We start from the raw sequence: 13,495 nt of genomic DNA, 5'->3' as shown, positions 1-13,495 counted from the left end.
CAAGGGTGATTCCCCCGCCCGAAGTCGAGAGCCGGTGTGACAGCGGCTGGAACGCCCTGATAATAAATCCACTAACACTTCTGCCAATAAACATTTTAACTATATTTACAGTATAGTATTTTCACAATGCTTAAACCTTTACAGTTTTTAATAACGCTTATGCTTTTTTCTTTTGTACTTGGCTGTTCAAAAGCACCAGGTACTGATCCCCAGAAGATTCTACCACCACCTGTTGACAGCACTAAGCAAAATGTTTCCACCACTTTCGGCAGCAATGGTACATCCTGGATAACGGATATACATAACATCAACCTTGGCGGTAACTCTGCCCCCTCTATGGCAACTGATGCCGGTGGCAATGTCTTTGTAATGTTCAATCCATACGGGATTTTTGATGCCGACCCGGGATCTGCCACTGTTATAGCAGGCAGCAGTCCGGTGCAATATTCTGCAACATTGGTTAAGTATGACCCGGCAGGTAAATTTATCTGGATGAAGCAATTCAGTACTGCGGGCGCTATTAACAGAATTAAAATGATCACGGATAACCAGGGCAATATTTATTGTTCAATGCTTTGCACTAATAGTCCCGTATTGCAATTTGGGGGTGATAGTTACAGTTTAAAACAACCTAATGCCTCCAACATCGTTATCAAATTTAACAGCCAGGGCCAAAAGCAATGGGTAAAAGAAATCGGAACATTATACTACAGCGAGTTCAGTATGGACGGCGTATTATCAATAGCAGTTGATAATAATAGTAACCTTTATGTTGTAGGGGTATCAGAGCACAGCGTTGTCTTTTATAATTATAATGGTGATAATTCATTTACGTTACAATTGCCTGTTGATCAGCAATATTACTTTTTGGCCAAATATGATGCCGGCGGTAAGCTTCTGTTTAACAAGCCCGTAGTCCCGTTCAGCGAGGCTTCGATCAATCCCGGTTATCAACGCACTTACTTTACTGTTGATAAAAATGAAAATGTTTACATAGCAGGAGAAACGCAATTTGTACCGGCAAATGGCCACACAATAATTGGTGATGACCTGACACATGATGCCGGTGGATTTATTACCAAATATGATAAAGACGGTAACTGGATATGGGTCAGGGGCGTTAAGTTTAGTACATTTTATGAAATTAGTAATGATGCCGAGGGGAATATTTATACATCCAGTGAAACCACAACATTGTTTGATACCAACTTGCTCAGTAAAATCGACGCTGATGGAAATGATCTGTGGACGAATAAGGTGAGTAGATTGTTTAATAACCTCTCCACCAAAATAGCATTTGATAAAACGGGCAACGTATTGTATATGGGCGAATGTATTTATGCCAACGACCCAAGAATAGAGTATAGCAATTCTATTTACCTGAATAAGTATACTTCAACCGGCGCTACTGTTTATACTAATATTTTAACCGGGTATCATAATGTATCGCACGTTAACCTGTCTGATGCGCTAATTGATAACTCGGGCAATATTGATATGATTGGCGGATATGTTAGCTCCCTTAAGCTGTTAGGCACGGCAGGCGACCCGAATGATCCGCCGAATGATTACACCGGTGGGATATTCATAGCACATTTTCCGGATAAGGCCTGGTAAAAATCCGGACTTACGATTGACAGCACTTTAAATTTTTTGTCCGTATTCTCCTTTTTCAATACTTGCTTTAGCACCAACCTGCCTTGCCTCATTACCTGCGGCCTTTCTAAAGTCTACAATTTCCAATCCATGCAGGCAATCCCATACAATATTGATAGGCATATATTGAATTCGCTTAAGTCCAATATCGATATATGGATAAGGTCCGCCTGAGGAATTGGAATTGATTTCCCAGTTTCCATCAACTTGTGTGCGTACTACTTCTCCAATATAGGCCACCAAATTATCGTAAATATTGATTATTGCATTGTCTATCCCATACTGCTCTATTGATTCTGAAACAATATCAAGACTCTTATAGGTTTTGTTAAGGTTTTTGATATCGATATTTAAAATTTTGGCAAGTTCTGTAATAAGCACGTCAACCTGTTTGATGAAATCATTTTTATGTTTTGAGTAGAATCGCCAATGACTTACAGAACTGCCACGGTTATTCGCGTAGTCATCTTTGACACGTTGCCTCCATTTAATTCTGCGTATCAAATAATCCTTTGTAAAGATGTCCCCCTTTCCCCCAATTGATTTTTCTTGTGGATCAAAGACAAATAAAAACCTGTCATTAGAAAGTTCGTAAACTAAATCCTGTTGTATATATCCCGAAGCATAGATGTCCTTGAAGCATTCCGTATATTCCTCGTGTAACCTTCCTTCGCTTGTAATAATTTGTTGCACCTGCTTTTTTGTTAGTCTTTTTTCATTTAAAGATTTAGGATTTCCCATGATAAGCGGTTTATGATGCACAATTTAAGAATTTCATTTTAGTCCGTAATTTATAATCTGTACTAAATGGCATTATTTTACTCACCCGGTCGTTGCTTCGCTCGACCACCCTCTCTTCGCTGCGCGGAAAGAGGGGATTTTTGTTTTTGTATTTTTCTTTTCTGCGCCCCCTCACGTAGCATTTATAGAAATATCAACCAGTAGCTTCAGCACTGGCCTCTTTGTTCAATCTTCAGCACATCTATTAGCAAAACAGCACCCAAACCAGGCAAAATCGCAATTAATTTTACTGATATCCGGACAATAACTATCTTGCAGAACTTAAACTTTATTCATGAAAAAAATTCCACTAACGCTTTGCTTGTTTTTGGCGACAATTACCATCTGCTTTGCTCAATCCCTTAATTTCGGCATCAAAGCTGGACTAAATCTATCCACTCAATCAATAAACCCATCCGGTACCGCAGATACTAAAAATCTGACTGGCTTTCATGCAGGTATAATTGTTGATATCGGCTTAAAAAACTTTTCTATACAGCCCGGACTATTTTTTACCACCAAAGGCGAAGTAACACCGCAAAATCTATTACTTCTTACTGGAGTAGATCATGGCACCTATAATGCAAAAGAGGTATTGAACTATATTGAAGTGCCTGTAAATTTTCTATATAATATAAAGGACGCACCTAAGGTCAAGATATACTTTGGCGGTGGCCCATATTTGGCTTATGGCATTTCCGGGCACGGCACTACATGGGGTTCCATGCCTACTTATACAGTGCATTTTGACACATACGGCTATAAGAACCCGGATTATGGCGTTAATTTTGTAGCAGGTATCGAACTGTCCAAGAAAATACTTATTGATGCCAACTATGGTTTGGGCCTGGGTAATTTATCGCGCGAGGAAGGTCTAACCATACGAAACCGGGTAATCGGTATCTCCGTTGGATATTTGTTTTAACCACTCCTGCCCATGTTGGTGTTGTCACCATAGATGTTCGGAAGATGGCCAAAAGAGAAGATTGTCATTCTGAGCGATAGCGAAGAATCTTCTTCACTAGGACTTCACGGTGGAAAGTATAGCGCATACTTATTAAACGCAGAAGATTCTTCACTACGTTCAGAATGACAAAATGAATAGTGTTGTATATTTTTTCGATCTTCCGAACACTTTTAGTGTTGTCACCAACATGGATGTGCAGATATCTTATTTTGGAGCAGTGATTTAGTAAGTGAATTAGGTGTATCTTCCGTCAATCCAACCATGCCACGTCATTTTTTTTTGTGGGTCACACTATCTAATTTCGTGATGGCTTCTTTCAGAAAATGTAATATCTGTCTGTTATGCTCACCACTGATCGTCTGTTCCATGAAATGCCAAACACTGTTTCACCAAAATGTGCAAATGTTAATATTAATATTAAGTTAACTAAACATTAAGCAAACGTTATCCGTATATTAGATCTTTACAGATTTGAACTAAAATAAGAGAGAGATGAAAAAATTTATTGAGCTAACCGGACTGGATGATTGCAACAACCTGATCAATGTATTGATCAATGTGGACAAAATAGCTTACATGTGCGAGATCGATGGCAAATGCAACGAGAACTCGTCATTATCAACTACCATCTGTTTGGATAATAATACCTACGTTTCGGTGATAGAGCATATTTTCGATATCAACGAGATTATTGAAGAAACTACGCTGATAGAGGTGCACCGTTAATTTTTATGCCGCGGGTCTCTTGCAGAGTACCTCTGTGCTATTTAGCACTATACAATCTGAACTGCAGCGCCTCTTATCAGGAGGCCCTGCAGGGATATCAATTCTGCTTTGTCATATACGTCACTTCCAGGTCCCTTTCAGTTATACCATTTTCTGTGACGATATCATCATATATGATCTCCATTTTATCATTAGAAAATAGCTTTACGGTTGCATTTTGTGAATAAGCCGCTTCGATAAAACCACTAAATGTCCAATGCTGAATAATGAAGTAAAAACATCGGCGTTCGATATTCAAAACCTGCCTGCCGGCAGGCAGGTTCATTATTCGATATTATCAGCACTTCTGTTTTTCCTTAACTTAACTTAATGACATTGGCCTAATGCCTGTACCGGAGTGAGCCCGCCCGCTTCTACCAAGCGGGAACGCCATGATAGTTCAACTATTTACACCCCAAATAATTTTTAATTACCCACCCCCAAAACACTGCTGACATAGGGTTGTCACAACCCTGTTGTTACTTTGAGGTATAATCAAAAAAATGAAAAACATTATGACAACCATCATTGAAATGTTCACCAAAGAGTTCAATCAGGAAGCCGAAATTACCCGTAAAATGCTGTCTATTGTACCAAACGACAAGTACGACTGGCAGCCGCACCCAAAAAGCATGACCATTCGCCGCCTGGCTACTCATATTGCAGATATACCAAGCTGGGTTGATATGGCCATCAACAGCAATGAGCTCGACTTTGCCAATACCGACCACAAAGAGCCTGTTGTAAATGACACCAAACACCTTTTAGAATTTTTTGAAGAAAGCGTAGCCAAAGGGCAAGCTGCACTGGCTAAAGCAAAAGAAGATGCTCTTGACCAGGAATGGATAATGCGCAACGGCGACCAGATCTACTCCAAATTAACCCGGGGCGAAGTCATTCGCGTATCCCTGAGCCAGACCATACACCACAGGGCACAATTGGGTGTGTTCCTGCGTTTGCTGGATATTCCTATCCCCGGCAGCTACGGGCCAAGCGCGGATGAACAGGGGATGTTTTAAACTCGTCGCCAGGATATTTTACTCACCCCGACTACATTACGCTGGTCGCCCCTCTTCGCTGCGCGGAAAGAGGGAATTTTTTATTTTTCTTTCTTTTTCTTTCTTCTCTCCCCCTCTTTGCATAGCAGAGAGGGGGCTGGGGGGTGAGTCAACTCGTCACGCGAATATTCAACGCCCACCCCGCGTAAATACCACATTGAAAATACCGTGAAAACACGGGGTGCAACTGTTGTTTTTAAATTTTAATTTAGCATGCAATCTATTATTACTAACGAAAAACTTATTCTATGGAGAACTGGGACTACTATATTTCCGGCATCTGGAAGTTAAAAGCGGGTGATTTAGAATTCATTACGGATGTTTTTCTGCACTCAACAAAGGGTGGGTTCGGTAAAGGAATTAAAACAAACAAGGATAATGTAGGACGTCTTTTAAAAGACGGGGCCCAAATTACTACTATCACCTGGAACTATCATTTAATACAGTGGCGTTATGGCGCCAGGGTTGAATTTGACGAAGTTGATGGCGAGGTCATCCTTCGCACACATCCCGAGGCCAGTACTTTTGATGATCTTGAGAGTATGATACAAATGCAATATATATTACAGGAAGAACCGGTTATCGGCTTAAGAAAGCGGTCTGCCTGATAAAGATATCTACATCTGCTTATGAATACCTATGAATGCCCCGCTATCCGCCGTGGATAGCGGACAAAATAAGTTTGCTGGTCAAGCTTAAACCTTTAGTTTGTTAATTTAGTTTGGTTAATTGGTGGTGCCGTTTGCCCGGAAGGGACAACGGCATTTTTTGTTGCCTTTATTTTTGAAGGCGGCCTTCCATCCATCGCTGGATAAAATTACCACGGCCATGAGTATGCCGTACACTCAGCTGCATAAGTATAATACGGAGCAGCACAAACAAAAAGAAATAAAATATCAATGTCTGCTGCCAGGTACCTACACTGAAGCTATTGATAATGAGTTTATAAGCCTGATTCTCCATAATGGGAACTTTAAATATAAATAAACAAATTGTTAAAATGCAAGCAATTGTAAAGATGTTGCAAATATATAATTAATTAAAACAACAAGTATATTTAACTAATAAATATAAATAATTAATTTTTTTACTCTGATCATTGGTTTATTTATTTAATAATACCAAAAGCACCACATCCAGGTCTGGTGATTTAAGCGTACAGAAAGTATAATCACAGGATGAAATCACAAAATTCTGCGTAAAACAGCTATAAATGTTTTATTTTATTGAGGCACAATAAAATAATCAGGTTATTTAAAATTACCCGGATCAAGTTCATTTAGGTTGAAATTTCAAGCGATATGATTGCCATCGAGCCTTTTCTCGTAGCAGTAAAAACTCAGGTTTGGCCTGAAACTTAAACCTATTTCACCGGCAAACCGGTAGCCCAGCTTGGGGAACAGCCGCTGGGTGGCGCTGTTTTCTGAATTGGTATCTATCCGCAGCGTTTTTATCCCACGGTTAATGGCTTCCTGTTCTGCTTGCTCCAGCAGTTTGGCGGCAATGCCCTGTCCGCGGTAGCGTGCGCTTACGGCCAACCGGTGTGTTACAATGGCGGTTTCGTTAAGGTCCCACCCTACTTCTGCATACTCGGGATCCTGATCGGTAGTAATAGCGCTTACACCGGCTATGTCACCATTCGCATCGGCTACCCAAAGCTGGTTCAGATTAATGTCAACCTCAAATACCCCGGCATTGGGATAAGTAGCATCCCACTGAAAATTACCGGCAGCGTTCATGGCAGGCACCACTTCGGCAATCAGCAGCATTATTCCCGGAATATCATTAAGCGTAGCACGGCGGATGATCATAAGTGTAAAAATAGGAAATTGATGATTAGTGACCAGAGATTGGTGAAGATTTATACGTAGCCGGGCTAAGCGCAGACGCTTAATTTAAAAATCATTCCAGCGTGGACGCGGGGAAATTCTTAGGAGACATAAAAAACAGTCCATTTCATGGCACCTTAACTATTTGACTACCGCTACCGCCATTAATGGTTAATAATACCCCACCGTTGTAACTGAATGTTGCCACTCCTTGCCCATTTTGCTGGCCTTGGGTAACAAAGTTATAAGCTACCGCAAGTGTATCGCCGCCTTTAGCCAGTGTAGACCACGTGAGGTTAGTACTACTGTTTGTTTCAGTCATGATTGGAAGTCCAGCTTTGATTATTCTGATATCGAATGTTGTATTAGCTGGGATTGTGACCTGCAATTGTATGTTTCTATATTTAAGATCCTTTGTACAGCCTGAAATGGCCAAGAGGCAAATTAATGCGACTCCAAAAGAAATTACCGATAAGCCAGTTGTTTGATGCGGTTTCATTTGCGATAAGGTTTGTCCGAAGATAATGATTTTCTCGTCCCTGCCGGGTCTTCCGATAGGAGACCCGGCAGTACTCAGGGTATCTTGCTACCTCAGGGTCCTCTGCGAGAGACCCAGAGGGGACAAAAACAGGTGGGGAAATATTCTTATATTCAATACTTTAAACTTATACTTTCGGTATAGACAGGCATATTCAAATCTTAGCTGCGCTTACCGCCCTTATTGGTGTTTATAGTCTACATCTACCACATTTTTATAACTTTGGCAAACCTTGTTACAATGAGAAAAAAAATTTTCCTCATAATTCTGATAATCACGGTTGGATTTTCATTCGCTATGAGACGAATTAAATATAATGAATTTCATGCGGCAGTGATTAAAGGCACAATAGATACGCTTTATCAGTACAAGTTCCATGGGACGATATCTGTAAATTACGAAGCTTTTATGGTAAACCCAGTGTCGTTAAATAACGGAAATGATCTGTACCAAACGGCCAAAATAGGTGATAGCCTGTTTAAATCAGCCAATAATGATACACTGAAGCTAATTCACAATAACAAAAAATATTTATACACGGTTTTGAGATGGTGAGGTGGCGCTAAAAACCTCCGCTCATCCAAGCGTGCACTTAAATAAAGTCATCCCCTCACTTCTTCATCTTCGCCGAATCCGCCAAAGCCAGATCATCCGCAACTTTCAGCTGAACTGCTTTTAAATAAGCCGTATCTTTTTTCATTCCCTCTTTAACTTGTGCTACTGTATGCACCTCGCCTGCTGGAGTGGCTATCGAGTTGTTATATACAAAAATAGCAGCTACTGAGTCCATCGATCCTTTCTTAACAGAATCCAGCATACTGTGCACCCTTTTAACATTCTGATATGCATTTTTGTAATCGTCACTTTCCAGCGCCTTTTTTAGATATTCTGCCCGAAGTTCGGCTTTTGTTTTTACAGGTTCATGGGGTTTTTGTTTGCATGCGAGTAATGCAAGTGCTAACAACAGGGGATAAAGTAACTTCTTCATTTCAGTTAGGTTTTGAGTGAAGTTACAGCTAAAGTTCTATAGTTCAAACATTTATTACAGGGGTGCTTGCGGTACTATTCGAAGGTTAATCTTTAATTATAACCGTCCCGTCTTTCTTAACAATCCTTATCGTAATTGAATTTTTCTCCTTTACCAAAGAGTCGCCCACTTGTATTTGCCTGTTAATAGTCCAGTAGTGTACCGGCAGATGATATTTTTTATCCCCGATTTTAACCGTCGGCTCGCCTTTTACATTGTATAATACACTGTCAACCCTCCCGTTAAATTGATACGACTGGTATTGGACTTTGCTTTTATAAAAAAGATAAGGCAAAGCAACTAGTGATATTATAAATAAAATGCTCACTATGATTAAAGGAATTCTGATACGAGTATGCATTTACTAAGATTTACTAATGAGGTTTTTACGTAATAACATGCCTTTTGGATACAGACTATATTTTACAAAGAAGGTTTAAAGTAAAAAGCCGTAAAAAGCATTGATCGTAAGGTGAGTCCTGTTTACGCACATAGCATTCTATTGACAACCGGCGTGGTTATAGCGTCGCCATTTTATAGCGTCAGTAAGATTGATTAATCCTCAGTCCTGGTAATTTCTGATGCGGGCAAAAATGGACTGCCGCTGCCTGCATGTTTCTGTTAAGCCGGCACAAAGGTTATAGCAGTTAGCTCTTAATTTTTGTGCCCGTTGTGCCTCTTGCTTTATGTCAAGCATAATTTGGCTAAGGTCATCAATTTTATCGGGCTCGCGCCAAAACATCTCCTCAATGTCACAGGCAATCTCAAAGGGCAGTACATGGTTAATTAGATGGATACTTACAGGTTCACTCAAAATAACTTTCACACAGTTTCTGATCTTATAATCTTTATCCCGAAAGTATAGGGCATACTTTTTTTCGAGCTTCAAAATATTGGCGACGATAAAATTAATATCGTTTATCATGAGATAAGTTTGCGTACTTCTAAGTTAATGTATTTTTATTATAAAATACAGGTTATGAGTTAATTAAAAAGTAACAGTCAATTTTAACAACGAGTTGAATTTGTCTGCCCCCTAAAAGTAGCTGTCCTTTTTATGGCTATTACTTTAAAACGGATAAAAAACAAAACCCCCTGCCGTCTACTGCAGGGGGCTTACCCTAATTAATTTAACCCTATCATATTGCTATGATATTGAATAACAAGCAGTAGCAGTAAGTTGTTTTATTTTATAATACTTAGAGCACTTTCCTGATTGCTTTTTTAGGTTGAAGGAAGATGCTTCGCTACCCTCTAACCTAAAAAAACCTTTCTGCATAACCGCTGTATTAGCAATATGAATGATGAAGCATAAGCAGGAATAATGAGTGGCAATGTCTGTTAATGGATGTTAGCTGCCTGCAACTGAGGATTGTCAATCTTTAAATAAATGGGGGCAACTTATTACGTTTTCCATATCCAAATAGTCAGCTAAAAAAGCTATGCCTGTCAACAGATTACTTAAAGAGCAGAGGGTTTTTGTGATTTATATGCCCATTGATTTACCATCTCCAAAAAGTCTTCCAGATCAAAGGGTTTGGCAATGAATGCATCGGCAAGGCAAGTCTCTATTACCTTTTCTAAATTAGGACTGGCCGAAAATAAAATAACAGGTATTTGTTTGGTTAAGGGATTTGTTTTTATTTCAAAACATAGTTCGTTCCCCAGGCCGTCTCCCAGTAAATAATCAATTACAACAATGTCCGGATTTATTTCTGCTATCTCTTTTATCGATTTTTTTTCGGACGATTGAACCACCTCGAAATCGTTATTCTCCAGCAGGATACCTACTATTTCGAGCGTATCCATGTCGTTTTCGATAACAAGCAGTTTTTTCAAGAGAATTAGGATTGGTTATACAATATAAGTAAAATATAATGGAAAATAATATATAATTTGTATTACATTTTTTAATGATAAGCAGCACGAAACATAATAGCTTCAGAAAAGGGCTTTCAGGGGCACAAAAACTGCTTTTACTTACCTGTTTGAGAAAAGACCTCGATCCTAAAAAATATAAGTAGCAAAACAGCCAGCATAATCACAATTAAAATAATGGTAAATACGCGGCGACGTCGAAGAAACTTTCGAAACTTATTCATTTAATAGGGCGGTTGAGCATTAAATCTAACTCGAAAACTTCAGAAATTATTGTACCGATCTTGAATGTCCAAACATTTAACAAGTTAAACAGTTGTATATAAACACTTTTCTCTTTAATCATGGACTTAAACATTCATGTTAAGTCTGTGATCGAACGCATGACTTGCTCTATTCATCATCAAATGCCCTCAGTAAATGTAACCGGAGATGACATCGCAGTTACATGCTGTTGTTCAAATTTTAAAGTTATTTGTTTAAAAACTTTAGTCAGATTGTTGATCGAATGCAAGGATCAAACGCTTAATGTTGCGTGGAAAAAAATCTGATTAAGTGATTAGTAATTGTGATCAGTGAACGGTGGTCAGTGATTAGTTTTTTTCTTCCTCTCCCCAGTCAGCGCATTTTGATCACTTTGATAAAAACTGGTTGTAAGCCTCCTGAATCTCGTCACGGATCCGCTGAGGCAATTCCTTTTTGGGGTCGATATCAATAATATAATTTGTTGTACTTCTTACAGCGTCCACTTCAAAATAGCTAAAAATGCGCTTGCCCTTCAGATCCCCTTTGTGCCTTGCTTCAATATCCAAAATACGATTATTGAATTTATCTATGCTCATTTTAAGATATTTAAACTATAAAAATAATCAATAAGCGTGGTATATACAATTGATTAATTTTCTGTGTTTTGTAACGATTTTATGAGGTAAATATTTTTTTCAATAATGATGATGCCGTTTATTATCTTCGCGGAACCTCTGTTAAAATGATCAGAATATTACGTTATACGCTCGGTATTATATTGGCAATCGGAATGGTAATCGCCTCACCATTTTATAGCCCTCTACAGGATGATTAAGCCGGATAATCGAACTGAATATTAAATCGCCCTCAGTAAAAAACACTTACTATTACAGTTATAAACCTGGTAAAGCCTGTCCACATGTTATTGTGAGAGACTTTCTTGTGTTGATGGAGGTCGCTTGCAATTGGTACCAAAAAATAGCGGCGCGATATTCTCATCTCTCCCCGTCATCCGATTACGTGGTAACACCACCATCTGTCCCGTCCTAAAATGGCGTTGTGCAAAGTAAACTCATTTTAGGACGAGATATGCATAAAAGTTCGTAGTCAGAAACTACGAACAGCGTGTGTGTAAAAAAAAGATAAACTTTGAATTGATAATTTCAGCAGTCAACTATAAAATAACTTACCTTGCATCGTCAAACCAAAAGATTTTCTTAGTAAAAGCTGCAACAGGCCATACCAAATACATGATAAAAGATACGCTGAAAAAACTGATCATCCGCGACCTTGAAAAGTTAAAACAAGAGATAGAAGCTTACCAAAACGAGAAAAAGCTCTGGTATATCGAAAAGGGTATATTGAATTCTGCCGGCAACCTATGTTTACATTTGGTTGGTAACCTGAACGCATACGTCGGTGCGGAATTTGGCAAAACCGGTTATGTGAGGAACCGCGCAGATGAATTTGCGCTAAAAGATGTACCACGCGCGGAACTAGTGGATAAAATAGAAAAAACGATCATCATGATCGATAAAACCTTTGATATGATCTCAGAAGATCAGTTGAACGAAAAATACCCGGCCGAGATATCCTTAAAAGACGCATCTGCCGAATACTTTTTTGTTCACCTGGCCATGCACCTGGACTACCATTTGGGGCAGATAAACTATCATCGTCGGTTGCTGGATAATTAACTAGCTGTTGGTCGGGATTTATAATACGGCCTAACAGGGAACGATTAAGACAAACCTCGGGATGGGGGTTTTTATTTTCCCGTCGCCTCAGGGTCTCTCGCAGAGAACCCTGAAGTATCCGCACTACTGCAGGGTCACTTATCAGGAGACCCTGCAGGGACGTGAAAGTATATAGTCTCCTGTTGTCATCAACAAAACCTATTATTATCTTGTTCATCTCAAAAAATAAACAGAAATTATGAGCAAAATTATCTTTGACAGCGGGATATCACTTGATGGTTTTTTCGCAGGCGATAACAGGAGTCCGGCCAACCCAATGGGTGGTGTTGCAGGAGAAATTCACCAATGGATGTTTAAGCAAAAAGCATTTTGGAAACACATCAATATGGAAGGCGGCGAAGAATACGGTGCAGACAGTAAGTTAATTGATGATGTGTTTGCAAGAACAGGTTCTTACATTATGGGAAAGCGAATGTTTGAAGAAGGCGAAGTCCATTGGGCAGAAGATTTATACAAAGCAGATGTTTATGTGCTGACACACGAAAAACGGGAACCCTGGGTTCAAAAGGGGACAACAACTTTTTATTTCATCAATGACGGAATACAAAGCGCTTTAGAAAAAGCAAGACAATCAGCCAAAGGAAAGGACATAAGAATACAGGGTGGTGCCGATACTATTCAACAATATCTGAGTGCAGGGCTTGTGGACGAATTTTTCATTCACATTGCTCCCGTTTTTTTAGGAAGTGGTATCCGGCTGTTTGACGGCATTGACAAAGACAAATATGATCTTCAGATTGTAGAAGTGACACCATCAGACTTGACAACACACTTGAGATACCAACTGACAAAGAAATGACTAGTCTAATCCTGTCTTTCCGCCTTTGTTGGTGTTGTCACCATAGGTGTTCGGAAGAAATAAAAAGGCTGTCATGCTGATGCAGACTGGTATTTCACTTGCAAGGTACCACCTGTGCTGAACTTCGAATTACCTTTAAAGTATCAAACTTTCTGATGGGATGCTGAAATAAATTCAGCACGACTTGTTGTTTTT

General features: G+C 39.4%; 18 protein-coding genes. 8 read left to right on the top strand and 10 right to left on the bottom strand.

Annotated elements, in window-relative coordinates:
• Nucleotides 1-159 precede the first annotated feature (159 nt).
• On the top strand, nt 160-1,617 hold the full coding sequence (locus tag ACPPVU_RS09060) for a hypothetical protein (protein WP_426671373.1): 1,458 nt from the start codon (nt 160-162) through the stop codon (nt 1,615-1,617).
• Nucleotides 1,618-1,644: 27 nt separating this feature from the next.
• Here the strand turns inward: ACPPVU_RS09060 and ACPPVU_RS09055 are convergent, their stop codons facing one another.
• A complete protein-coding gene (locus tag ACPPVU_RS09055) occupies nt 1,645-2,397 on the bottom strand; it encodes a hypothetical protein (protein WP_426671372.1) in 753 nt (250 codons plus the stop codon).
• Between the two features lie 334 nt (nt 2,398-2,731).
• Between ACPPVU_RS09055 and ACPPVU_RS09050 the strand changes: the two genes are divergently transcribed.
• On the top strand, nt 2,732-3,361 hold the full coding sequence (locus ACPPVU_RS09050; RefSeq protein ID WP_426671371.1) for a porin family protein: 630 nt from the start codon (nt 2,732-2,734) through the stop codon (nt 3,359-3,361).
• Nucleotides 3,362-3,895: 534 nt separating this feature from the next.
• On the top strand, nt 3,896-4,129 hold the full coding sequence (locus ACPPVU_RS09045) for a hypothetical protein (protein WP_426671370.1): 234 nt from the start codon (nt 3,896-3,898) through the stop codon (nt 4,127-4,129).
• A gap of 97 nt (nt 4,130-4,226) precedes the next feature.
• Here ACPPVU_RS09045 and ACPPVU_RS09040 read toward each other — a convergent pair whose 3' ends face one another.
• Nucleotides 4,227-4,454, bottom strand: coding sequence for a hypothetical protein (locus ACPPVU_RS09040; RefSeq protein WP_426671369.1), 228 nt, complete (start codon nt 4,452-4,454; stop codon nt 4,227-4,229).
• A gap of 229 nt (nt 4,455-4,683) precedes the next feature.
• On the opposite strand from ACPPVU_RS09040, the gene ACPPVU_RS09035 reads away from it, so the two are divergent.
• Nucleotides 4,684-5,187 (top strand): DinB family protein, encoded by a 504-nt coding sequence (locus tag ACPPVU_RS09035; RefSeq protein ID WP_426671368.1) that lies wholly within the window; start codon nt 4,684-4,686, stop codon nt 5,185-5,187.
• Nucleotides 5,188-5,474: 287 nt separating this feature from the next.
• Nucleotides 5,475-5,834: a hypothetical protein gene (locus ACPPVU_RS09030; protein ID WP_426671367.1), complete on the top strand. Its 360-nt coding sequence runs from the start codon at nt 5,475-5,477 to the stop codon at nt 5,832-5,834.
• 169 nt (nt 5,835-6,003) lie between these two features.
• Here the strand turns inward: ACPPVU_RS09030 and ACPPVU_RS09025 are convergent, their stop codons facing one another.
• The 3 genes from ACPPVU_RS09025 to ACPPVU_RS09015 form a co-directional block, all read right to left on the bottom strand.
• Nucleotides 6,004-6,189 (bottom strand): hypothetical protein, encoded by a 186-nt coding sequence (locus tag ACPPVU_RS09025; protein ID WP_426671366.1) that lies wholly within the window; start codon nt 6,187-6,189, stop codon nt 6,004-6,006.
• Between the two features lie 329 nt (nt 6,190-6,518).
• Nucleotides 6,519-7,037, bottom strand: coding sequence for a GNAT family N-acetyltransferase (locus ACPPVU_RS09020; protein WP_426671365.1), 519 nt, complete (start codon nt 7,035-7,037; stop codon nt 6,519-6,521).
• A 145-nt stretch (nt 7,038-7,182) separates the two neighbouring features.
• On the bottom strand, nt 7,183-7,377 hold the full coding sequence (locus tag ACPPVU_RS09015; RefSeq protein ID WP_426671364.1) for a hypothetical protein: 195 nt from the start codon (nt 7,375-7,377) through the stop codon (nt 7,183-7,185).
• Between the two features lie 513 nt (nt 7,378-7,890).
• Here ACPPVU_RS09015 and ACPPVU_RS09010 point away from each other — a divergent pair.
• Nucleotides 7,891-8,148: a hypothetical protein gene (locus ACPPVU_RS09010; RefSeq protein WP_426671363.1), complete on the top strand. Its 258-nt coding sequence runs from the start codon at nt 7,891-7,893 to the stop codon at nt 8,146-8,148.
• 55 nt (nt 8,149-8,203) lie between these two features.
• Here ACPPVU_RS09010 and ACPPVU_RS09005 read toward each other — a convergent pair whose 3' ends face one another.
• From ACPPVU_RS09005 to ACPPVU_RS08985, 5 genes are all read right to left on the bottom strand, one after another.
• The gene (locus ACPPVU_RS09005; protein ID WP_426671362.1) at nt 8,204-8,581 is read right to left on the bottom strand and encodes a hypothetical protein; all 378 of its coding nucleotides are present in this window, start codon (nt 8,579-8,581) and stop codon (nt 8,204-8,206) included.
• 85 nt (nt 8,582-8,666) lie between these two features.
• A complete protein-coding gene (locus ACPPVU_RS09000) occupies nt 8,667-8,948 on the bottom strand; it encodes a hypothetical protein (RefSeq protein WP_426671361.1) in 282 nt (93 codons plus the stop codon).
• 234 nt (nt 8,949-9,182) lie between these two features.
• On the bottom strand, nt 9,183-9,545 hold the full coding sequence (locus ACPPVU_RS08995; protein WP_426671360.1) for a hypothetical protein: 363 nt from the start codon (nt 9,543-9,545) through the stop codon (nt 9,183-9,185).
• Nucleotides 9,546-10,081: 536 nt separating this feature from the next.
• Complete coding sequence (locus ACPPVU_RS08990; protein ID WP_426671359.1) at nt 10,082-10,459, bottom strand: response regulator; 378 nt, start codon at nt 10,457-10,459, stop codon at nt 10,082-10,084.
• A 671-nt stretch (nt 10,460-11,130) separates the two neighbouring features.
• Nucleotides 11,131-11,340: a hypothetical protein gene (locus ACPPVU_RS08985; protein WP_426671358.1), complete on the bottom strand. Its 210-nt coding sequence runs from the start codon at nt 11,338-11,340 to the stop codon at nt 11,131-11,133.
• A 558-nt stretch (nt 11,341-11,898) separates the two neighbouring features.
• On the opposite strand from ACPPVU_RS08985, the gene ACPPVU_RS08980 reads away from it, so the two are divergent.
• Complete coding sequence (locus ACPPVU_RS08980; protein ID WP_426671357.1) at nt 11,899-12,441, top strand: DUF1572 family protein; 543 nt, start codon at nt 11,899-11,901, stop codon at nt 12,439-12,441.
• Nucleotides 12,442-12,679: 238 nt separating this feature from the next.
• Complete coding sequence (locus tag ACPPVU_RS08975) at nt 12,680-13,300, top strand: dihydrofolate reductase family protein (protein WP_426671356.1); 621 nt, start codon at nt 12,680-12,682, stop codon at nt 13,298-13,300.
• The last annotated feature ends 195 nt before the right edge of the window (nt 13,301-13,495 follow it).

Source organism: Mucilaginibacter sp. McL0603, from assembly GCF_049992945.1.
Lineage (GTDB): Bacteria > Bacteroidota > Bacteroidia > Sphingobacteriales > Sphingobacteriaceae > Mucilaginibacter.
This window is presented reverse-complemented; position numbering and strand designations above follow the sequence as displayed.

What these genes read in the sequence shown, in the direction of transcription:
- ACPPVU_RS09015 (WP_426671364.1), bottom strand. Translation starts at nt 7,377, where the DNA reads ATGACTGAAACAAACAGTAGTACTAACCTCACGTGGTCTACACTGGCT.
- ACPPVU_RS09055 (WP_426671372.1), bottom strand. Translation starts at nt 2,397, where the DNA reads ATGGGAAATCCTAAATCTTTAAATGAAAAAAGACTAACAAAAAAGCAG.
- ACPPVU_RS09060 (WP_426671373.1), top strand. Translation starts at nt 160, where the DNA reads ATGCTTTTTTCTTTTGTACTTGGCTGTTCAAAAGCACCAGGTACTGAT.
- ACPPVU_RS09035 (WP_426671368.1), top strand. Translation starts at nt 4,684, where the DNA reads ATGACAACCATCATTGAAATGTTCACCAAAGAGTTCAATCAGGAAGCC.
- ACPPVU_RS08975 (WP_426671356.1), top strand. Translation starts at nt 12,680, where the DNA reads ATGAGCAAAATTATCTTTGACAGCGGGATATCACTTGATGGTTTTTTC.
- ACPPVU_RS09005 (WP_426671362.1), bottom strand. Translation starts at nt 8,581, where the DNA reads ATGAAGAAGTTACTTTATCCCCTGTTGTTAGCACTTGCATTACTCGCA.
- ACPPVU_RS09050 (WP_426671371.1), top strand. Translation starts at nt 2,732, where the DNA reads ATGAAAAAAATTCCACTAACGCTTTGCTTGTTTTTGGCGACAATTACC.
- ACPPVU_RS08985 (WP_426671358.1), bottom strand. Translation starts at nt 11,340, where the DNA reads ATGAGCATAGATAAATTCAATAATCGTATTTTGGATATTGAAGCAAGG.
- ACPPVU_RS09030 (WP_426671367.1), top strand. Translation starts at nt 5,475, where the DNA reads ATGGAGAACTGGGACTACTATATTTCCGGCATCTGGAAGTTAAAAGCG.
- ACPPVU_RS09040 (WP_426671369.1), bottom strand. Translation starts at nt 4,454, where the DNA reads ATGAACCTGCCTGCCGGCAGGCAGGTTTTGAATATCGAACGCCGATGT.
- ACPPVU_RS09045 (WP_426671370.1), top strand. Translation starts at nt 3,896, where the DNA reads ATGAAAAAATTTATTGAGCTAACCGGACTGGATGATTGCAACAACCTG.
- ACPPVU_RS09010 (WP_426671363.1), top strand. Translation starts at nt 7,891, where the DNA reads ATGAGACGAATTAAATATAATGAATTTCATGCGGCAGTGATTAAAGGC.
- ACPPVU_RS09020 (WP_426671365.1), bottom strand. Translation starts at nt 7,037, where the DNA reads ATGATCATCCGCCGTGCTACGCTTAATGATATTCCGGGAATAATGCTG.
- ACPPVU_RS09025 (WP_426671366.1), bottom strand. Translation starts at nt 6,189, where the DNA reads ATGGAGAATCAGGCTTATAAACTCATTATCAATAGCTTCAGTGTAGGT.
- ACPPVU_RS08995 (WP_426671360.1), bottom strand. Translation starts at nt 9,545, where the DNA reads ATGATAAACGATATTAATTTTATCGTCGCCAATATTTTGAAGCTCGAA.